Source organism: Nocardia sp. NPDC101769 (assembly GCF_044766925.1).
Lineage (GTDB): Bacteria > Actinomycetota > Actinomycetes > Mycobacteriales > Mycobacteriaceae > Nocardia.
In genome coordinates, this window is the sequence record NZ_JBIWMX010000001.1 from 423088 (window position 1) to 443871 (window position 20784).

Consider the following 20784-nt stretch of genomic DNA (forward strand, 5'->3'; position numbering starts at 1 on the left):
TTGGACGTACCCGGTGAGTTACCCATAGCGCTACGAGATCCGTTGTCACGTTTCGTAACGATGCCGACGCCGTTGCTCCACCGGGTCGGGAACCGGGACGGCAGCGACCAGTCGGCGGGTGTAGTCCTCGCGCGGGTTGCGGAGGATGTCGTCGTTGGTGCCCTGTTCGATAACGGTTCCGTTGCGCAGCACCATGATCCGATCGGCCAGCTGATCCACCACGGCGAGGTCGTGGCTGATGAACAGGCAGGCCCAGCCGAACTCGCGCTGGAGACCGGCGAACAGCTCGAGCACCCGGGCCTGCACCGAGACGTCCAGGGCGCTGGTGGGTTCGTCGGCGACCAGCAGGTCGGGATTGAGCACCAGGGCCCGGGCCAGGCTGACGCGCTGGCGCTGGCCTCCGGAAAGCTCGTGCGGGTAGCGCTTTTCCACCCCGGCCGGGAGCTGCACGTCGTCGAGGAGGCGGCGGACGCGGTCGCGGGCGGCCGCGCCCTTGGCCTGTTTGTGCACCAGCAGCGGTTCGGCCACACAGTCGCCGATGGTGAGGCGCGGGTTGAGGGAGGTGGCCGGGTCCTGGAAGACGAAGCCGAAGCGGCGGCGGATGGGCCGCAGCCGACGTTCGGAGAGGCCCGCGATATCGGTGCCGAGCACCCGGACACTGCCCGCGGTGGGCCGCTGCAGACCGGCCACGCAGCGGCCGATGGTGGACTTGCCGGAGCCGGATTCGCCCACCAGGCCGAGGGTTTCGCCGCGGCGCAGGGTGAGGCCGACCTCGTTCACGGCCCGGAAGGGCGGGCGGCCGAGCGGGGCCGGGAACTCCACCACCAGGCCGGAGACCTCGAGCACGGTGGCGGCGTCGGCCGGGATGGGTTCGCGGACAATCGTTCTCGCCAGCGCCGCCCCGGCTACGGGTGTGGAGTCGGCTCGGGCCTCGACCCCAGCGGCCGATGCGCTGCCATCGGGATACTCCGCGGCTTCCCAGTTGTCCGGCAGCACATGCAGTTTCGGTACCGCCGCCAGCAGGGCACGGGTGTATTCGTGTTCGGGTTCGGCGAACAGCTTTTCCACCGGGGCCTCTTCGACGATGCGCCCCTCGCGCATCACCACCACGCGGTCGGCGAGGTCGGCGACGACGCCCATATTGTGGGTGATGAGCACGATGGCCGCGCCGATGCGGTCGCGCAGATCCCGGAGTAGTTCCAGGATTTCGGCTTGGACGGTGACGTCGAGGGCGGTGGTGGGTTCATCGGCGATGATCACCCGGGGCTCGCAGGCGATGGCGATGGCGATCACCACACGCTGTTTCTGGCCGCCGGAGAGCTGGTGCGGATAGTAGTCCACCCGCGCCTCGGGGTCGGGCAGCCCGACGGCGCGCAGCAGTTCGATCGCCTTGGCGCGGGCGGGTTTCCGCTTCATGCCGGAGTGCGCCCGCAGCGCCTCGCCGATCTGGAAGCCGACGGTGAACAGCGGGTCCAGTGCCGCGCCGGGCTCCTGGAAGATCATGGAGACGGCTCCGCCGCGCACCGCGGTGAGTTCCTTCTCGCTCATCCTGGTGATCGCTTTGGCGCCCAGCAGGACGTGCCCGCGGACGTCGGCGGTGGGCGGCAGCAATCCCATGGCGGTGCGCGAGCTGACCGATTTGCCGGAGCCGGATTCGCCGACCACGGCCAGTACCTCACCCGGATACACCTGGTAGGACACGTTTTTCACGGCAGTGACGGCACCCGCGTCGGTGGTGAAGGTGACGGTGAGGGAGTCGAAGGACAGGACGGGTTCAGGCATCGGCCGCCTCCTGTGCGGGCTCGGTCTCGGTGGCGGCCACGGTGGCGGCGCGGCGGGTGCGCAGCAGCGGGTTGAGCACCTCGTTGAGGCTCTCGCCGACCAGGGTCATGCCGAGCACCACGATCACGATGGCGGCGCCGGGGAACACGCCGGTCCACCAGATGCCGTTGGAGACATCGGCCAGCGCCTTGTTGAGGTCGTAACCCCATTCGGCGGCCTGGGTGGGTTCGATGCCGAAGCCGAGGAAGCCCAGCCCGGCCAGCGTGAGGATGGCCTCCGCGCCATTGAGGGTGATGAGCACCGGCAGCGACTGGGTGACATTGGCGAGGATGTGCCGGAACAGGATTCGCAGCGTGGACGCACCGGTGACGCGCGCGGCGTCCACGTACGGTTCCTGTTTCACCGAGATGGTGGCGTTGCGCACCACCCGGAAGTACTGCGGCACGAAGATGACGGTGATGGCGATGGCCGCCGACAGGATGCCGCCGAAGCTGCTGGACTGCCCGCCGGACACCACGATCGACACCACGATGGCCAGCAGCAGCGACGGGAACGCGTACATGGCGTCCATGAACAGCACCAGCACGCGGTCCACCCAGCGCCCGAGGTAGCCGGACACCAGGCCCAGCGGCACGCCGACGATGAGCGACAGCACCAGCGACACCGCGATCACCGACAGCGCGGTGCGCGCCCCGAAGATGACCCGGGAGAGCACGTCCTCGCCGCGTACCGAGGTGCCGAACCAGTGCGCGGCCGACGGCGCCTGCTGCCGCGCGAAATCGACGCCGCCGGAGGCGTTCTGCGCGAATCCGTAGGGCGCCAGCAGGGGCGCGAAGACGGCCACCAGGATGAACCCCGCGACCAGAGCCAGCCCCAGCAACAGCGTGGCCCGCTGCAGCCCGGAGGTCATGCGGACCAGGGCCGTTCCGGGGATCCGCAGCCGGGAGCGGGTCGGCGGGACCGGCGCCCGCACGCCGGTTTCGATGACGGTCATCAGAACCTCACCCTCGGGTCGATCAGCGCCACGATCAGGTCCACCAGGAAGCTCATGACGGCCACCACGATGGCGATGAACGCGACGATGCCCTGTACCGCCACGAAGTCGCGCGCCTGCAGGTAGGTGGCGAGCTGGTAGCCCAATCCCTTCCATTCGAAGGTGGTTTCGGTGAGCACCGCACCGCCCAGCATCATGGCGATCTGCATGCCCATGACGGTGACCACCGGGATGAGGGCATTGCGGAAGGCGTGCCGTCCGGTGACGACGCGGTCGGACAGGCCGCGGGCACGCGCGGCCTCCACGTAGCCCGAGCGCAGGGTCTGGATCAGGTTGATCCGCACCAGCCGCAGGAACACTCCCGCGGTGAGCAGGCCCAGCGCGATCGCCGGCAGCACAGCGTGTTTCAGCACGTCGACGATGTTTCCGGTGTCGCCGTAGAGGATCGCGTCGACGATCATGATGTTGGTCCTGGGCGACACGTGCTGCAGCTGCAGCTCAACGGTCGTACTCGCCCGCCCGGCCACGGGCAACCAGCCCAGCTTGACCGCGAAGATCAGCTTCAACAGCAGGCCCACGAAGAACACCGGGGCCGCGTATACCAGGATCGCGAACAACCGCAGACTCACGTCGGCGGCCGAATCCCGTTTGGTGGCAGCGTATCTGCCCAGCGGCACACCCACCGCGAAGGCCACCAGGAGCGCCCAGAACACCAGTTCCAGCGTGGCCGCACCATAGGTGACGATGACGTCGCTGATCGCCCGATTGTCCTGGGAGCGGCCGAAATCCCCGCGCAGCAGGCCGGACAGGTAGTCCCGGTACTGGGTGAGGATGGGCCGGGTGAGTCCGGCGGCCTCCTTGCGCCGCTGCAATTCCTCGGGCGTGAGCCGCCCGCCCTGCGCGGCGGTGATGGGATCGCCGATCACCCGCATCAGGAAGAAGACCAGGGTCACCAGGATCCAGGTGGTGGGGATGATGAGCAGGGCTCGCACCCCGAGGTACCGCGCCAGCGCGCCGTAGCGGGTGTCGCCGCGGCGGGCCGGGAAGAACCTGCGGTGCGTTCGTGTACCCGCCGGGCGGGCCGGGATCGCCGGCCCGCCCTCGGGTTCGGTGGTCGTCACCATCCGGCTACTTGCTCAGCACGCCGAAGCGGAACTTGGAGGAGGGGTCCAGGGTGTTGTCCACGCCCTGGATGTTCTTGCCCGCCACCGCGATCTGGTTGCCGGTGAGCAGCGGCACGATGGGCAGGAAGTCGGCCATCAGGTCGTGCTGCACGGTGGCGAGCGCGGCGGTCCGCTTGGCCGGATCCGGTTCGGTCAGTTCGGCGTTCAGCTCGGCGGTGATCTTCGGATCGCCGAAGTGGTTGCGCAGGAAGTTGTCCTCGGTGAAGAAGGGGCGCAGGTAGTCGTCGGCGTCCGGGTAGTCCGGGAACCAGCCGAACTGGAACACCGGGTAGCCGTCGGTGGAGCGGGCCTTCTGGTAGGCGACCCATTCGGTGGACTGCAGATTCACCTTGAACAGCCCGGTGGCCTCGAGCTGGCTCTTGACGGCGGCGTACTCCTCGGAACTGACGGTCCCGTAGTGCTCGGTGGTGTACTGCAGGTTCAGTTCGACCGGCGTGGCCACGCCGGCGTCGGCGAGGAACTTGGCGGCCGCGTCCTTGTTCGGCAACGCGCCGTAGATGTCCTTCAGGGCCTCGGTGCCGCCCGGAACGCCCTTGGGCACCGGCGAATACAGCGGGGCCCAGGTGCCCTTGAACACACTGGTGGCCAGCGCCTCGCGGTCGACGGAGACGGCGACGGCCTTGCGCACGGCCAGCTTCTGAGCCGGAGTGCCGCCGGGCTGGGTATTGAGGTTGAACACGATGTAGCGGGTGTCACCGCCGGGCGACTGGTGCACGGTCACCTTGTCGCTGGTCTTCAGCGAGTCCAGGTCGGTCGGGGTGAGGGTGTGCCAGGCGACGTCGATATTGCCCTGCTGCACATCGAGTTTCAGGTTCGCGGCCTCGGCGTAGTACTTCACCGTGACCGCGTCGGTCTTGGGTTTGCCGAACAGCCCGTTGTAGTCCGGGTTGGACTTGAACTCGACCAGCTTGTTCTTGTCGTAGCTGGTGATGGTGTACGGACCGGAGAACGGCTTCGCCTTCACGATGTCCTCGTCGGCGAGCACCTTGTCGGCGGGGAAGACCTTCTCGTCCACGATGGCCGCCGCCTGGGTGGGCAGGATGGCCGGGAAGGTCTGGTCGTTGCCCTTCTTGAGGGTGAAGGCGACGGTCTTGTCGTCGGGGGCGTCGGTGTGATCGAGGTTGTCCAGCAGCGCCTTCGGGCCCTGCGGGTCGTCGATCTTCACCATGCGGTCGAAGGAGAACTTCACGCTCTGCGCGGTGAGCGGATCACCGTTGGCGAATTTCAATCCGGGTTTGAGCGTGCAGGTGTAGACGGTCGGCGAGGTGAACTCGCACTTGTCGGCGGCATCGGGTTTCGGCACCGCCTCGCCCGCCGGGAAGTTCATCAGGAATTGGTAGACCTGGGTTTCCGCCAGCAGTGAGCCGTTGTCGTAGGCCCGGGCCGGATCCAGTGAGGTGACCTTGTCGGTGGTGCCGACCAGGATTCCCGCTCCCCCACCGCTATCCGATGTCTTTCCCGAACCGCAGCCGGCGACCGCCAGCACCGCTAGCCCCGCAAACCCTACTGCCGCAACTCTTCTTCTCGCGCGCATACTGCCCTGCTCTCGAAGCGCAGCGCAGCGGCCGGGTCACGGTCCCGCCGCGCCGCGGTGGACATCCTTTGGCTGGGCACAGTATCGACCGGTTATAACCGGCATGTTGCGTTTCGGAACAATCAGTACGCAAATCGAGCCATCCGCCCCGAGACGCCCATGTCGCAACTGCGCCACCGGATTTCCCGGTTCGGAGCGGGAAAAAAAATACGGTGCCCGTTCGCGATTACGCGAACGGGCACCGTGAAGGCTTGCGCTTATGGGCGACTCAGCGCTTGTGCTTATGGGCGACTCAGCGCCGAGGCATTGACATTGTCCGCCAGCAGCTCGGTCTCGGTCGCGCCGGACAGCATGCCCTCGAGCACGTTCTTTCCGATGGCGTTCTCCGCCGGCAGCGCGATCGGATAGTCGCCGTCGAAGCAGGCGCAGCACAGCCGCGAGCGCGGCTGCTCGGTGGCGGCGACCATGCCCTCGAGCGAGATGTAGCCGAGGCTGTCCGCGCCGATGGAGCGGCGCACGCCCTCCACCATGTCGTCGAGGCTCTCGCCCTCGATGCCCTCGGGGCCCGCGCCATTGGCGATCAGCTCCGCGCGCGAGGCGAAGTCGATGCCGTAGAAGCAGGGCCACTTGACCGGCGGGGAGGCGATGCGCACGTGGATCTCCAACGCGCCCGCCTCGCGGAGCATGCGGATCAGGGCCCGCTGGGTGTTGCCGCGCACGATGGAGTCGTCCACCACGACGAGCCGCTTACCGCGGATCACCTCGCGTAGTGGATTGAGCTTCAACCGGATGCCGAGCTGGCGGATGGTCTGGCTGGGCTGGATGAAGGTGCGGCCCACGTAGGCGTTCTTCATCAGTCCCTGGCCGTAGGGCACGCCGGAGCCCTGCGCGTAGCCGACGGCGGCCGGGGTGCCGGACTCCGGCACCGGGATGACCAGGTCGGCCTCGATCGGATGCTCGGCGGCCAGGCGGCGGCCGATGTCCACGCGGGTGGCGTGCACCGAACGGCCGGAGATGGTGGAGTCGGGCCGGGCCAGGTACACGAATTCGAAGACGCAGCCCTTGGGCGTCGGATTGGCGAAGCGCAGCGAGCGGACTCCGTCGGCGTCGATGGCGAGCAGCTCGCCCGGTTCGATCTCGCGCACGAAGGACGCGCCGACGATGTCGAGGGCGGCGGTCTCACTGGCAACGACCCAGCCACGGTCCAGCCGGCCCAGGCACAGCGGGCGCACCCCGTGCGGGTCACGGGCGGCATAGAGGGTGTGCTCGTCCATGAAGGTGAGGCAGAAGGCACCCTGCAGCGTCGGCAGCAACTCCATGGCGGCCTGCTCGATGCTCTTGTCGGCGGCCGCGTGCGCCAGTAGCGCGGTCATCACATCGGAGTCGGAGGTGGCGGCCACATTGCCCGCCAGGCGGCCGGTGACCAGTCCGAGTTCCCGTGCCCGCCTACTCAATTCGGCGGTATTGACCAGATTTCCATTGTGGCCCAGCGCGATTCCGGTACCGACCGCGGTGGTGCGGAAGATGGGCTGCGCGTTCTCCCAGGTGGTGGAACCCGTAGTGGAGTAACGACAGTGACCGACGGCCACGTGGCCGGGCATGGCGGCCAGGGTCTGTTCGTCGAAGACCTGGCTGACCAGGCCGAGATCCTTGAAAACCAGCACCTGCGAGCCGTCGGCGACGGCGATTCCCGCCGCCTCCTGACCGCGGTGCTGCAATGCATAGAGTCCGTAATAAGTGAGCTTTGCCACATCTTCGCCCGGTGCCCAGACACCGAAGACACCGCACTCTTCGCGCGGTTCGTTCTCGTCCTGGTCGGAGGTGGTGGCGGCGGAGGGGAGATTCACCGTTTGCTCCCTGTTCGGCGGGCGGGGGGCGTTCGCCATTCTACGGGTAACCGCAAGGCAACCCACCGTTGGGATAACAGGGATGGCAGGCGGATTGCTGTTAGCGTTCGACCGTGGCGAGCACCGAGAACACCGGCAGTACGGAAACCGCTCCACGACGCAGGCATCTGAGCCCGTTCAGGTGGGTGTTTCCCATTGTGGTGGTCACCCTGCTCGCCTCGCTGCTGGGCGTCATGTACCTCGATTACGTGGTCGATCCGGAGAAGAATCTGCACGACTTTCCGATCGCCCTGGTGAATCAGGATGTCGGCGACGATATCGGCGGCAAGCACGTCAACTTCGGCGATCAGGTCTCCGACGGTCTGCAGAAGGCGGTGCCGTCGGACCAGATCGATCTGCGGGTGCTCGGCATCAACGAGGCGCAGCTGCAGATGCAGTCCGCTCGGGTGTACGGCACGATCATCATTCCGTCCGACTTCTCCAAGCGGCTCGGCATTCTGGGTGTCGGCAGCGTGGTGCCCGGCGACATCACCAAGCCGGTGATCACGCTGCAGACCAATCCGCGCACGGGCGCGTTCGCCACCGCGGTGGTGCAGAAATTCGGTGAGCGAGCTCTCACCCAGGTGAACGCTCTGGTCGGGCAGCAGCTGACCGACCAGGTGAAGGCGCAGCTGGCGCCGCCCCCGGGCGCGCCCCCGACCGAGCTCACCGCGGCCACCCGGCTGGTGCTGGCGCAGCCCCTGAACATCGTCGTCGACCAATTCCGGCCGCTGCCCGGCGGTTCCGGCGAAGGCCTGACCGCGTTCTTCTACAGCCTGCTGCTCCTGCTGGTCGGCATGGTCGGGGCGATGATCATCCACCAGCTCATCGATTCGGCCCTCGGATTCCTGCCGACCGAGTGGGGTCCGTGGTACGTGCACTATCCACGCGCATCGATCTCCCGGGTGAAGACGCTGCTCATCAAATGGTCGGCGGTGGTGGTGATGGCGCTGGCGGTCTCGGGTGCGCTGATGGGCATCGCGGCCGCGCTCGGCATGCCCATCGACAGACCGCTGCTGCTGTTCATCTTCGGCACGCTGGTGATCGTCGCGGTCGGCTTCACCTGCACCTCGATGCTGGCCGCGGTCGGCACGGCGGGCCTGATCATCAATCTGATCATCTTCATCATCCTGGGCCTGCCCTCCTCCGGCGGCACCATTCCGATCGAGGCGACACCCAGATACTTCGGCTGGCTGGCCAAGTTCGAGCCCATGCACCAGGTCTTCCTGGGCACCCGGTCGATCCTGTACTTCTACGGCAACGGCCAGGCCGGGCTCACCCGCGGTGTGTGGATGGCGGTGCTCGGCCTGACCATCGGCGTCGTCGGCGGCCTGTTCATCACCCGCTTCTACGACCGGAAGGGCTTGGAGCGCAGGCCGGTGGAGACCGCCGGCAACGGCAAGCACGCCAGGCCCGCGAACGCCTAGACGCCGGTCACCGGTAGCCACCGCGCGACCTCGGCCGCCCGGTTGCCGGAGGCGGACAGCGCACCGGACTCGCGCGCGGCCTCGAACCCCAGCAGCCCCGTGGCCAGCAGAAGCCAAGTGCGCGCGTCGGTTTCGACCACATTCGGCGGCGTCCCCCGGGTGTGCCGCGGCCCCTCGATGCACTGCACGGCTACGAACGGCGGCACCCGCACCTCGACCGAATGCCCCGGCGCATCCGCCGCCAGCGCCCGCGCCGTCCCCCGCACCGCCGCCGCGAGCTCGGCTCGGGCCGGGGCCGCGGTGGATTCATCGCGCAGCCACTCGCCCACCGCCGCTACCGCCGCCCGCACCTCCGCCGGATCCACCGCACCTCGTCGCGCCATGCCGCGAGGCTACCGCCGCCCGAGACGCCGGGCGGCTACCGGGGCGAGGGCTCCTCCGGCGTTGAGCGCCAGGTGCAGCAGGGCCGGGGCGCTGGCACTGCCGGTGCGGCGGCGGAGTCGATCGAAGAGCAGACCGGCGGCGGTGGTGAGGGCAACGGTGGCGGGGACGGGATCGGCTGCGGCACGGGCGGGCTGGATGTGGGAGAGGCCGAAAGTCAATGCGCCGAGGGCGATTCCCGGACGCCCGGACGCCCGCTCCAGGAGCGGTGTGAGGGTGGCCCGGTAGACGAGCTCCTCGGTGAGAACGGTGCCGCCAGGGATGTGCAGGGCGGTCCATTCGACGGTGGAGACCCCCGGGCCGCGGTCGGCGAGTTCGGCGAGGTGGCGGCGGGTCGCGGGCATGGCCAGGGCCGCCGCGTATCCGGAGAGGACCAGCCCGGCCGCGAGGGCGCCGGTGCGCAGGCCGCGCGGGGACAGCCAGTTCGGATCGCCCCGGAAGGCGAGGGCGTACGCGGCGGCGAAGACGGTGTTGGCGACGGTGCGGCCGCGAATGTCCAGGTCGAGCGCGGGCAGTGCACGATTGCTCCACAGCAGCGGGAGCGCCGCCGCGGCAAGGGGTTTCGGGCGCAGCAAGGCGCGGGCCGTGGCGAGCACGGCTATTTCACCGCCCGCTCGTACGCCTCCGCGAGTTCGATCTGGGTGCGGATACGTTCGCCGAGATCCTGGTCCCAGCCGGGTGGGGCGGCGATGGCGGCCCAGCCGTCCAGTACCAGGGAGCCGTAGTTGTGGCCGTGACCGTCGCTGACGCCCTGGGCATTGGTGAGGTCGGCGACGACCTGCCAGAAGGTGACGAAGGGCCACCAGCGCATCTGGGGCGAGACGTCCGCGCCACGCGGCTCCGAGAGCCAATCCGGTTGGGAGAAGATGAGATCCGAGGACCACCAGATGATGGGGTCGGACGGGTGCTGGAGGTAGGCGATGCGCGGTTTGCGCCAGTCGGCCGATGGCTTGCCCAGATCGGCGGCGGTGGCGGCGAATCGGACCACCAGGCCGTCGGCGTAGATGGGATCCACCTCGCGGGTACCCGGATCTCGGCGCTGAACGAACTGCTGCCACAGGCGATTCGAGTTGGGCGGGCCCACCCACAGTGCGCCGTCCACCTTGGAGCGCAGGTCCGCCAGGCCGTCGAAGGCGGATTCGGAGCCCTGCGAGCCGAGGCTCTCCCCGTACACCAGCAGCTTTGGCCGATGCTCGGGCGGCCGCTGCGACCAGCGCTGGTACACCGCGTCGAACATCTTCCGGCCGTTGATCGCGACCTTCTGCCGGTCCGCCAGGAACGACAGCACGCTCGGCAGATACGAGTACTGCGAGGCCACGATGGCGGTGTCCCCGCCCCACATGTATTCGATGGCGGACGCCGCCTCCCCGTTCACCCAGCCGGTGCCGGTGGTGGTGGCCAGCACCAGCACCTTGCGGTCGAAGGCCCCGGTGCGCTCGAGTTCGGCGACCGCCAGCTCTTCCTCGGTGGTGTCCTTGCCCGCCGACTGCAACCCGACGTACACCCGGATCGGTTCGCGCGCGGGCTTTCCCGTGACGGCGCTGATCAGCATGGGATCGGGTCCGTGCGAGACGAACCAACGGCCCTCCGACCCCAGCGTCTCCCACTTGGCCAGCGAGGCCGGACTGCCCGAACGCTCGGGTTCGGCCGGCTGCACCGCGTATTCGGTCACCTTGTCATTGCGAACGCTGAACGCCGAGTTGGCGACCGCGAAGAAGGCGCGGGTGGCGACCCCGTTGAACAGCGTCACGATGAGCACGGTGAGCAGCAGCGCGCCGGTGGCGGGTGCGAGCGTGGGCGGCACCCGCACCCAGCGGCTGAGCAGCCGCGCCAGGAATCGCACGATCTCACGCAGCGTGCGGTAGACCGCCACCACCAGCGCGCCGACCGCGAAACTCAGCCCGCCCGTACGCAGATACGCGGCCCGGGTGGTGCCCTCCATACCCATGAGGGTGGTGATCTCGCGCTGCCAGTCGGCGGACAGCACGAGCATGTAGCCCGCGACCAGAATGCAGACGACCACGACTGCGACCTTGATCACGTAGCGCGCCCACTCGGGTGGGGCGGCGATCTTGATGCGTGGCCGAATCCACTTGCGGAACAACCACTGCAGCACACAGCCCACGCCGTAACCGATGGCGGCATTGAGGCCGGAGATCAAACCCTGGAACAGCCAGTCGCGCGGCACCAGCGACGGCGTCACCGACCACGCGAAGAAGAGGGTCGCCACCACCAGCCCGGTGTGGTTGAGATCGATGATGTCCTCGACCCGGCGCGCGAAGACCGCGACCTTGCGACCCCAGCCGCGCCGGAACAGTTTCCGGTACGCCACCACCCCACGCGCATACAGCACGGTGCCGCGCGTGCGCAACCGCGTGAAGGCGTCGACGGAGTCCGGCACCCGTCAAGTATGGACGCAACCGGCCGGAATCCGGGGACCCCCGGGTGTGAGAGGGACCATCGCACCGGCGTGTCGGGGCACGGCATCTACCCAGCCCCCTCGAGTAGTAGTACTCGGTCGATCCGCCGCGAACCCGGACAGACTCACACACCATGAGCACCCCGAGCGCACACACCAAGAGCACCACCGCGTTTCTGGCTCAGGCCATGATCGCCTTCGGAATCAGCTTCTGCGCCTTGGTCATCGGCATCGCCTACCTTCCCCTCGACATCTGGCAGCGCGGATTCCTGTTGATGGCAACCCTGTTCCTGGTGAGCAGCTGCTTCACCCTCGCAAAGGTGATCCGCGACCAACACGAATCCTCGAAGGTCCACCACCGCATCGACGAGGCCCGGATGGAGAAACTGATGGCCGAGCACGACCCGTTCAAGATCAATTGAGCTGTCCCGCACAGCAGGAACGACGAGAGCCCGCCGGATCGAGGGGAACCGGCGGGCTCTCGGAATGTCCACGGCCCGCGGACCGATCGGCTCAGTGGTCGGAGGTGCCGAACAGGGCCGGGAGGGTGCCCTCGTGGGCGGCGCGCAGATCGTCGAGCTTCACGCTGAACTGGCCCTGGACCTCCACCGAGTCCGAGCCGTCGTCGACCACGCCGATGCGGGCCCACGGCAGGCCGCGGGCGTCGCACATCTTGGTGAAGCGGGTCTCCTCCGAGCGCGGCACGGCCACCAGGACGCGGCCCGCGGACTCGGAGAAGAGGGTGACGAACGGGTCGGCGCCCTCGGGAATAATGATGCGGCAGGCGGTTTCACCGGCCAGCGCGGCCTCCACGACGGTCTGGATCAGGCCGCCCTCGGAGACGTCGTGGGCGGCGGAGACCATGCCATCGCGGGAACCCGAGACGAGGATCTCGGAGATCAGCTGCTCGCGGGCCAGGTCGACCTGGGGCGGCAGACCGCCGAGGTGGTCGTGCTCGACCTGCGCCCAAATGGAGCCGTCCAGCTCGTCGCGGGTCTCGCCGAGCAGGATGAGGGTCTCGCCCGGCTCGGTGCCCAGGCCGGTCGGGATGCGGCGGTGCACGTCGTCGATGACGCCGAGCACACCCACCACCGGGGTCGGCAGGATGGCGGTCTGGCCGGTCTGGTTGTAGAAGGACACATTGCCGCCGGTGACCGGAATACCCAGGGCCGCACAGCCGTCCGCGAGGCCGCGCACGGCCTGCTGGAACTGCCACATGACACCCGGGTCCTCCGGGGAGCCGAAGTTGAGGCAGTTGGTGACGGCCTTCGGGGTGGCGCCGGTGACGGCGACATTGCGGAAGGCCTCGGCCAGTGCCAGCTGTGCGCCGGTGTACGGGTCCAGCTTGGTGTAGCGGCCCGAGGCGTCGGTGGCCAGCGCGATGCCGCGACCGGTCTCCTCGTCGATGCGGATGACACCGGCGTCGGCGTGCTCGGCGAGCACGGTATTGCCGCGCACGTAGCGGTCGTACTGCTCGGTGATCCACTTGCGCGAGCACAGCTGCGGGCTGGCCAGCATCTTCAGCAGGGTGTCACGCAGCTCGTCGCCGGTCTTGGGCCGGTTCAGGCGCGCGGCCGAATCCGCGTTCAGCGCATCCTGATCCGCGGGACGCTCGACCGGGCGCTCGTAGACCGGGCCCTGGTGGGCGACGGTGCGCGGCGGCACGTCCACCACGGTCTCGCCGTGCCAGGTGATGATCAGTCGCTCGCCGTCGGTGACCTCACCGATGACGGTGGCGGTGACGTCCCACTTCTTGCAGACGGCCATGAAGGCGTCCACGTTCTCGGGGGTGACGACCGCGCACATGCGCTCCTGCGACTCGCTCGAAAGGATCTCGGCGGGAGTCATATTGGCGGCGCGCAGCGGCACCTGGTCCAGTTCGATGTGCATGCCGCCGTCGCCGGCCGCCGCGAGTTCCGAGGTGGCACAGGACAGTCCGGCGCCGCCGAGGTCCTGGATGCCGACCACCAGTCCGGCGTGGTACAGCTCGAGACAGCACTCGATGAGGACCTTCTCGGCGAACGGGTCGCCGACCTGGACGCTCGGGAGCTTCTTACGGCCGGAACCGGATTCGTCGCCGGAGAAGGTGTCCGAGGCCAGCACGGACACGCCGCCGATGCCGTCGAGACCGGTCCGCGCGCCGAACAGGATGATCTTGTTGCCCTGGCCGGAGGCGAAGGCCAGGTGCAGGTCCTCGACCCGCATGACGCCCGCGCACAGCGCGTTCACCAGCGGATTGCCCTGGTAGGACGAGTCGAACACGGTCTCGCCGCCCACATTCGGCAGGCCCAGCGAGTTGCCGTAACCGCCTACGCCGCGCACCACACCGTCGACCACGCGCCGGGTGTCCGGGTGATCGGCCGCACCGAAGCGCAGCTGGTCCATCACCGCGATCGGGCGGGCGCCCATGGCCATGATGTCGCGCACGATGCCGCCGACTCCGGTGGCCGCGCCCTGGTAGGGCTCCACATACGAGGGGTGGTTGTGCGACTCGACCTTGAAGGTCACCGCCCAGCCGCCGCCGATGTCCACCACACCCGCGTTCTCGCCGATGCCCGCGAGCATCGACTTCTTCATCTCCTCGGTGGTGGTCTCACCGAAGTAGCGCAGGTGCACCTTGGAAGACTTGTAGGAGCAGTGCTCCGACCACATCACCGAGTACATGGCGAGCTCGGCGTCGGTGGGACGTCGGCCCAGGATCTCCTTGATCCGGGCATACTCGTCGTCCTTGAGGCCGAGTTCCTTGTAGGGCTGCGGGTGGTCCGAGGTGGCCGCGGCGTTGCTGACGGTATCGACGTGGCTGGTCACGGGAATACCAGAGTCCTTTCGGCCGGGCAGGTCGGAAGCGAAAGCCGGCGTTGCTGGATGTCGGCGAGATACAGGCCGAGTCTAATTGCCTGGAAATCTCACACTTGCGCCGCCTGTCGCTGTGTTCGGGAGCACACCCCGGCACGAGCCGAGAACCGAAGTCGCGACCGCTGCCCGCTACTCTGTCCGGGTGAACGATCGATCCGGGGTCGCGGATCCGACCGAGAAGCCCGTGACCGCGCCTGGAGGGCTGACGCGGCGGCAGCGGCAACTGCTGGCGATCGCGGTCGCGCTGTTCGCGATATCCGCGGTGATCAGTTTCGAGATCCGGCTCTGGCACGGGTACATCGACCTACAGGTATATCGGAACGGCGCGCGGGCCTGGCTCGACGGCAAGGATCTGTACGGGCCGATGCCGGCGGTGTACGGGATCGGGTTGCCGTTCACATATCCCCCGCTGGCCGCGCTGTTCTTCGCGCCGCTGGCCATCATGCCGCTGGCCGTCGCGGAGTGGGCGGTGCTCGCGGTCTCCATCGCCTCGCTGGGCGCGACACTGTGGGTGGTGCTGGACCGGATCCGGCCGAGCCTGGCGCGGCAGACCCGGCTGGCCGTCGTCATCGGCGCGGTCGGATTGCTGCAGCTGCTGGAGCCGATCCGCGAGACCTACGGGTTCGGGCAGATCAACCTGGTGCTGATGGCCGCGGTGGCGCTGGATTGCCTGGTGCGCAAGCCCTTCTGGCCGCGCGGCATGCTGATCGGCATCGCCGTGTCGGTGAAGTTGACCCCGGGCGGCTACCTCCTCTACTTCCTGCTGCGCAAGGATTGGAAGGGCGCGATCACGCTGGTGCTGTCCGCGATCGGCGCGGTGGCGGTGGGATTCGTGCTGTTCCCGAAGGATTCGCCGCAGTACTGGTTCCACACCCTGTCCGATACCGGCCGCATCGGCCCGCCCTGGTATGCGGGCAACCAGTCGATCAAGGGCTTCGTGTTCCGGCTCGGCTACTCGACCTCGATCTCGACGCTGATCTGGCTGGTGCTGTCGGTGGCCGCGGTGGCGCTGGCCGCCCTGTGGATGAAGCGCCTGCTCGATGCCGGTGCGGCGGTCGCGGCCCTGATGGTGAATGCCGCTGCGGTGCTGCTGGTTTCCCCGGTCTCCTGGTCGCACCACTGGGTGTGGATCGCGCCCGCGCTGCTCGCGGCCGCCGACGCCGTCGCCCGCGGCCGCCGCAACCCGTGGTTCCTCGGCGCGGTCGGCCTGGCGGTGGTCATGTTCGCCATCGGGCCGATGTGGCTGCTCCCCCACAACCACGACCGCGAACTCACCTGGAACTGGTGGCAGCAGATCATCGGCAACAGCTACGTCATCGTCACCTTCGCCATCTTCATCGTGGCCGCGCTGAGTTACCACGCGAAGCCCCACCCGGCCAGAGCCGAAGCGCTGAACGCATAGATCCCGTACAGGGATCCCCAAAGCGACAACTGATCTCGCAAGGATCGGGGTAACTCCCCGGGTACGCCCGAAATCGGTTCGGCACCCGACCGCCGGCACGCGTGCGAAAGCAGCGACGGCTCCCAGGCCGCGCGCTAAAGGCCCGGAGAGGCGGTGAGGAACGCCGCGAGAGCAGCGGCGTATGCGGGAACGTCTGCGGCGCCCATCATTTCGCGCGCCGAGTGCATGGCGAGCTGGGCCGCGCCGACATCCACGGTGGACATGCCGGTGCGGGCCGCGGTCATCGGTCCGATGGTGGAGCCACAGGGCAGATCGGCCCGGTGCACGTAGCGCTGCAGCGGGACGTTCGCCTGCGCGCAGGCGAGGGCGAAGGCGCCCGCGCCGGCGGCATCGGTGGCGTAGCGCAGGTTCTGGTTGACCTTGAGCACCGGCCCGCCGTTCACCTCGATGCGGTGCGAGGGCTCGTGCCGGTCCGGGTAGTTGGGGTGTGTCGCGTGCGCCATGTCGCCGGAGGCGCACACCGAATCCGCCAGGGCCGCCAGGTATTCCGCGCGTCCGCCGCCACGGGCCAGCACGATGCGCTCCAGCACCGTGGGCAGCAGCCCGGATTGGGCACCGCGGTCGGACTGGCTGCCGACCTCCTCGTGGTCGAACATGGCCAGCACCGGCGTCGCCGCGCCGGGTGCGGCGACGGCGGCCAGGAAGGCGTGCAGCCCGGCGTAGCAGGTGCCCTGATTGTCCAGCCGGGGCGCGCTGATCAGGTCCAGGTCGCGCCCGATCAGGCTGGAGGGCACCAGATCATGGGTCATCAGCTCCCAGCCCAGCACCGCGCCCGGATCGATGTCGGAGCGTTCGGCGACGAACGCCAGGAACGAGCGCGGCTCGCCGCCGATCCCCCACACCGCATTCACGTGTCGTTGCGGATCCAGCTGCACGCCGCGCCGGTCGTCGGAGAGGTGGATGGCCAGCTGCGGCACCCGCAGAATCGGTTCGTCGATGCGAATCAGTTGCTCCCGCACCGTATTTCCGTCGCGCACCGAAAGTCGCCCGGAGATGCCGAGATCGCGGTCCAGCCACGAGTTCAGCCAGGCGCCGCCGTAAGGCTCCAGCCCGACCATCTGCCAGCCCGCCACGGCGGTGTCCGGATGCTGCTTGACCCGCAGATTGGGGCTGTCGGTGTGGGCGCCGACCACCCGGAAGGGGGCGGCCTGCCCGCCGCCGGAGCCGGTGGGCGCGTCCGCGCCGCCGTCGGCCCAGGCCACCAGGGAACCGGCGCGCACCACGTAGTGGCGGCCCGCGCCGCCCGCGGGCCAGGGCGCCGATTCGGACAGCCGGGTGAAGCCGTGCGCGTCGAGTTCGGCTGCCACAGTTCGGCAGACGTGGAACGGCGAGGGGGATGCATCGATGAATGCGCACAGGCCTGCGGCGGTCGCGGTGGTCTCGGCAACGGGCATGGGCTCGATCCTAGGCAACCATGATCAGCGCCGTGCTAGTCCGGTAGCGGTGCCTCGGCGACGCGGCCCAGCAGCCGCACCAGCTCCAGATAGTCGTCACTTCCGAGACTGCGGCGCATTTCGGCCTCGGCTCGCGCCTCCTCGGCGCGCACCTCCTCGACCAATTCCTCACCGCGGCGGCTCAATCCGATCAGGATGCGCCGGCGATCGTCGGCCGCCGCGACCCGGAAGATGAGCCCGCGCTCGGCGAGATGGTCGGCGTGCCGGGTCGCCGAGGACGGGGGCAGCTGCGCCCGCGACGCCAGCTCACTCATGGTGATGCCGATGTCAGCGGACAGATTGGTGAGCATGCACCACTGGTCAGCGGTGAGCCGCCTGGCACACAATGCGGCGTCCAGGTGACGAAGCCAACTCCGCTCGGCCGCTCGGAGGGCTCCATGCAAGGTGGAAAATCCACCTAGAATTGTCGCCATATTTCCCGCCCGTCAGAAAACCGCTTGAACGAGGGGAAGGGTAGCCCATGTCCCCGTTCGGCGGGAATCCCGAGAACATCATCGAGATCATCAACATAGTTCCGCAGCAGGGGCCCGGCGGTATCTTCGCGCCATCCTGTGAGGCCGCCATTTCTCTGGCATTGGAAGAAATCAACTCCGGTTCCGGAATTCTGGGAAGGGAATTGCGCGTCACCCACATTGACGGCGGGCGCGAACCCCACCTGGTGGCCGGAGAGGTGGCGGCGCTGCTGGCCACCGGCATGGTGCACGCGGTCACCGGCTGGCACACCTCGGCGGTGCGCCGCGCGGTGGAGCGGGTGACGGGCGGGCGGGTGCCGTATCTGTTCGCCACCGACCACGAGGGCGTGGAGTCGGTCCCGGACGGGCTGTTCATGATCGGTGCGGATCCCGAACACCAGATCCTGCCCGCGCTGGACTGGCTGCGGCGGTCCTTCGAGGCCCGGCGCTGGGCGATCATCGGCAACGACTACGTGTGGCCGCGGCGCACCGCGCAGGCCGTGCGCGCGACGCTGCAGGATCCGGAGCTGATTCCGCTGGAGATGTTCGTGCCCATGGGCACCCGGGATTTCGGCCGGTTCCTCGACGATCCGCGGCTCGACCGGGCCGACGGGATCATCGTGCTGCTGGTGGGCGCCGATGTCGCCCGCTTCAACCTGCAGTTCTCCCGGACCGGGCGGTCCGACCAGCAGGTGCGGGTGAGCCCGGCCGTGGACGAGAACGTGCTGCTGGCCGCGGGCGGCGGCGCGAACCACAATCTGTTCGTGCCGTCGGGCTTCTTCGTGAACGGGCCGCACGATCGGGAGCGGCTGGACCGCTATCACCGGCTGCACGGCTGGTTCGCACCCACGCTCACCAATTTCAGCAATACCAGCTACGAGGCCATCCACACCCTGCGCGGCATGGCCGAGCTGGCCGGATCGCTCGAGGTGCGGCGCATCCAGGCCGCGGTGGCGGACCGGCGGGCGGTCGAGACCCCGTGGGGTGAGGTCGGTTTCGAGGGAGTACAAGCAATCCGCCCGACCTGGCTGGCCAGGGCGGGCGGAGTCGACTTCGAAATTCTGGACGGGATCTAGTCCCGCCTGGCGTGGAGCTGTTCGGCTACGCCTTGACGAGGCTGTCCAGCACCGAGAGGAACAGGCCCAGGCCGTCGTCGCTGGGGCCGGTGAGCGGCTCGGTGGCGTGCTCGGGGTGCGGCATCAGGCCGACGACCCGGCGATTGGCCGAGGTGATGCCGGCGATGTCGCGCTGCGAGCCGTTGGGGTTGCCGCCCGCGTAGCGGAACACCACGCGGCCCTCGCCCTCCAGCTGGTCGAGCACGGCGGTGGACGCCTGGTAGCGGCCCTCGGCGTTCTTGACGGGGATGAGGATCTGAGCGCCCGGCTCGTAGCGGGTGGTCCAGGCGGTGTCGGTCTGCTCGACGGTCAGCCACTGGTCGCGACAGACGAAGTGCAGGCCCTCGTTGCGGGTCAGCGCGCCCGGCAGCAGGCCCGCCTCGCAGAGGATCTGGAAACCGTTGCAGATGCCCAGGATCGGCATGCCCTGCTCGGCGGCCTTGATGACCTCGCCCATGACCGGGGCCATGGACGCGATGGCGCCGGCGCGCAGGTAGTCGCCGTAGGAGAAGCCGCCGGGGACGACGACCGCGTCGACCTGCTTGAGGTCGGCATCGGCATGCCACAGCGAAACGGGCTCGGAACCGGCCAGTTTCACCGCCCGGGCGGCGTCGACGTCGTCGAGCGTGCCCGGGAAGGTGATGACACCGATGCGGGCGCTCACAGCCGGACGACCTTCCAGTCCTCGATCACGACATTGGCCAGCAGCGATTCGGCGATCTGCTCCAGGTCGGCGTCGGTGACATTGTCATCGACGTCGAGCTCGAATCGCTTGCCCTGCCGCACATCCGAGATGCCGGGGTGCCCGAGACGCCCCAGCGCGCCGACAATGGCTTGTCCCTGCGGATCCAGGATCTCGGCCTTCGGCATCACCTCGACCACGACACGTGCCACGCGTTGCTCCTCAGCTGGTGGGGCGGCGCCCGGCATACATGCCTGCCGGGCGGGGGTATCGCTGATCAGCGTAGTTGGCGGGGGCGGCGGACATACCGCCGGGTCGTGCCGTCCGTGGTCTACACCACAGCCTCGCGGGCTACCGTTGATTCATGCGCATAGCCCATTTCGGACATTCCTGCATTCTCGTGGAGCTCAACGGCAGCAAGATCCTGTTCGATCCGGGCAATTTCTCGCACGGATTCGAAGGCCTCACCGGCCTGGACGCCATTGCGGTGACGCATCAGCATCCCGATCACATCTGCCCGAATCGGATCGACGCGCTGATCGAGGCAAATCCGCAGGCCAGGCTGCTTTCCGATCCACAGACCGCGCTGCTGCGAGGCGAGCCGTGGGAGCCGGTTCACGCCGGAAATATTCTCGAGGTCGGTGATGTCCAAATTACCGGCGGTGGTGGCCGGCACGCGGTCATCCATCCGGAGATCCCTGTTATCGACAACACTGTCTTCCAACTCGGCACTCCGGACGATCCCGCACAACTCGTCCATCCCGGTGATTCACTCTGGGTTCCGCCGACTCCGGTCGGTGTTCTCGCCATTCCCGCGGTCGCCCCGTGGATGCGCATCAGTGAAGCCGTGGATTACCTGCGTGCGGTAAATCCGCGTGTCGCGTTCCCGATCCACTACGGCATCATCGCCCCCGAAGCACAGGGCATCTATTTCGGTCGGCTGAACGAAATGAGTCCCGCCAATACCGAATTCAAGATCATCGAACCCGAGGATCACGCGGAATTCTGATGCCGCACCGCCGGGCGGGAGTGGCCACCGCCCGGCGGCACGAACTGTGTAACCCACTGCGGCCGAGGCGGATTCGTGGCGAATCCG

Annotated in this window: 18 protein-coding genes; 5 read left to right on the plus strand and 13 right to left on the minus strand. The window is 68.3% G+C overall.

What is annotated here, in order from left to right; genetic code table 11:
- Nucleotides 1-45 precede the first annotated feature (45 nt).
- The 5 genes from ACIRRA_RS01680 to purF form a co-directional block, all read right to left on the minus strand.
- Entirely contained in the window at nt 46-1782 is a 1737-nt protein-coding gene (locus ACIRRA_RS01680) for an ABC transporter ATP-binding protein (protein WP_402761649.1), read from the minus strand.
- Nucleotides 1775-2776 (minus strand): ABC transporter permease, encoded by a 1002-nt coding sequence (locus ACIRRA_RS01685; RefSeq protein WP_402761652.1) that lies wholly within the window; start codon nt 2774-2776, stop codon nt 1775-1777. Before ACIRRA_RS01685 ends, ACIRRA_RS01680 begins: the two co-directional genes overlap by 8 nt.
- Nucleotides 2776-3786: an ABC transporter permease gene (locus ACIRRA_RS01690; RefSeq protein WP_402762239.1), complete on the minus strand. Its 1011-nt coding sequence runs from the start codon at nt 3784-3786 to the stop codon at nt 2776-2778. Before ACIRRA_RS01690 ends, ACIRRA_RS01685 begins: the two co-directional genes overlap by 1 nt.
- A 118-nt stretch (nt 3787-3904) precedes the next feature.
- Complete coding sequence (locus ACIRRA_RS01695; RefSeq protein ID WP_402761655.1) at nt 3905-5494, minus strand: ABC transporter substrate-binding protein; 1590 nt, start codon at nt 5492-5494, stop codon at nt 3905-3907.
- A 281-nt stretch (nt 5495-5775) separates the two neighbouring features.
- Complete coding sequence (gene purF / locus ACIRRA_RS01700; protein ID WP_402761658.1) at nt 5776-7341, minus strand: amidophosphoribosyltransferase; 1566 nt, start codon at nt 7339-7341, stop codon at nt 5776-5778.
- A gap of 167 nt (nt 7342-7508) precedes the next feature.
- Between purF and ACIRRA_RS01705 the strand changes: the two genes are divergently transcribed.
- Nucleotides 7509-8807: a YhgE/Pip domain-containing protein gene (locus ACIRRA_RS01705; protein WP_402762242.1), complete on the plus strand. Its 1299-nt coding sequence runs from the start codon at nt 7509-7511 to the stop codon at nt 8805-8807.
- Here ACIRRA_RS01705 and ACIRRA_RS01710 read toward each other — a convergent pair.
- From ACIRRA_RS01710 to ACIRRA_RS01720, 3 genes are read right to left on the minus strand one after another with little or no spacing between them, the layout of a single operon-like run.
- The gene (locus tag ACIRRA_RS01710) at nt 8804-9190 is read right to left on the minus strand and encodes a sterol carrier family protein (RefSeq protein WP_402761660.1); all 387 of its coding nucleotides are present in this window, start codon (nt 9188-9190) and stop codon (nt 8804-8806) included. The genes ACIRRA_RS01705 and ACIRRA_RS01710 overlap by 4 nt on opposite strands.
- Nucleotides 9191-9199: 9 nt before the next feature.
- Complete coding sequence (locus ACIRRA_RS01715; protein WP_402761663.1) at nt 9200-9844, minus strand: lysostaphin resistance A-like protein; 645 nt, start codon at nt 9842-9844, stop codon at nt 9200-9202.
- A gap of 2 nt (nt 9845-9846) precedes the next feature.
- On the minus strand, nt 9847-11649 hold the full coding sequence (locus ACIRRA_RS01720) for an alpha/beta hydrolase (RefSeq protein WP_402761666.1): 1803 nt from the start codon (nt 11647-11649) through the stop codon (nt 9847-9849).
- A 152-nt stretch (nt 11650-11801) separates the two neighbouring features.
- Between ACIRRA_RS01720 and ACIRRA_RS01725 the strand changes: the two genes are divergently transcribed.
- Entirely contained in the window at nt 11802-12089 is a 288-nt protein-coding gene (locus ACIRRA_RS01725) for a YiaA/YiaB family inner membrane protein (RefSeq protein ID WP_402761668.1), read from the plus strand.
- A gap of 91 nt (nt 12090-12180) precedes the next feature.
- Here the strand turns inward: ACIRRA_RS01725 and purL are convergent, their stop codons facing one another.
- Nucleotides 12181-14475 carry a phosphoribosylformylglycinamidine synthase subunit PurL gene (gene purL / locus ACIRRA_RS01730; RefSeq protein WP_356998859.1) on the minus strand — a complete coding sequence of 765 codons (2295 nt, stop codon included), beginning with the start codon at nt 14473-14475 and terminating at the stop codon, nt 12181-12183.
- Between the two features lie 190 nt (nt 14476-14665).
- Here purL and ACIRRA_RS01735 point away from each other — a divergent pair, with 190 nt between their 5' ends.
- Entirely contained in the window at nt 14666-15925 is a 1260-nt protein-coding gene (locus tag ACIRRA_RS01735; RefSeq protein ID WP_402761672.1) for a glycosyltransferase 87 family protein, read from the plus strand.
- Between the two features lie 134 nt (nt 15926-16059).
- On the opposite strand, the gene ACIRRA_RS01740 is transcribed toward ACIRRA_RS01735, so the two are convergent.
- The gene (locus ACIRRA_RS01740) at nt 16060-17379 is read right to left on the minus strand and encodes a M18 family aminopeptidase (protein ID WP_402761675.1); all 1320 of its coding nucleotides are present in this window, start codon (nt 17377-17379) and stop codon (nt 16060-16062) included.
- Between the two features lie 35 nt (nt 17380-17414).
- A complete protein-coding gene (locus ACIRRA_RS01745) occupies nt 17415-17852 on the minus strand; it encodes a MarR family transcriptional regulator (RefSeq protein ID WP_356998850.1) in 438 nt (145 codons plus the stop codon).
- Between the two features lie 47 nt (nt 17853-17899).
- Here ACIRRA_RS01745 and ACIRRA_RS01750 point away from each other — a divergent pair, with 47 nt between their 5' ends.
- Nucleotides 17900-18967, plus strand: coding sequence for a substrate-binding domain-containing protein (locus ACIRRA_RS01750; RefSeq protein WP_402761678.1), 1068 nt, complete (start codon nt 17900-17902; stop codon nt 18965-18967).
- Between the two features lie 25 nt (nt 18968-18992).
- Here the strand turns inward: ACIRRA_RS01750 and purQ are convergent, their stop codons facing one another.
- Both purQ and purS read right to left on the minus strand, forming a co-directional pair.
- Complete coding sequence (gene purQ / locus ACIRRA_RS01755) at nt 18993-19670, minus strand: phosphoribosylformylglycinamidine synthase subunit PurQ (RefSeq protein WP_364606110.1); 678 nt, start codon at nt 19668-19670, stop codon at nt 18993-18995.
- Complete coding sequence (gene purS / locus ACIRRA_RS01760; protein ID WP_040803258.1) at nt 19667-19900, minus strand: phosphoribosylformylglycinamidine synthase subunit PurS; 234 nt, start codon at nt 19898-19900, stop codon at nt 19667-19669. Before purS ends, purQ begins: the two co-directional genes overlap by 4 nt.
- 152 nt (nt 19901-20052) lie before the next feature.
- Between purS and ACIRRA_RS01765 the strand changes: the two genes are divergently transcribed.
- Nucleotides 20053-20697 carry an MBL fold metallo-hydrolase gene (locus tag ACIRRA_RS01765; RefSeq protein WP_402761682.1) on the plus strand — a complete coding sequence of 215 codons (645 nt, stop codon included), beginning with the start codon at nt 20053-20055 and terminating at the stop codon, nt 20695-20697.
- The last annotated feature ends 87 nt before the right edge of the window (nt 20698-20784 follow it).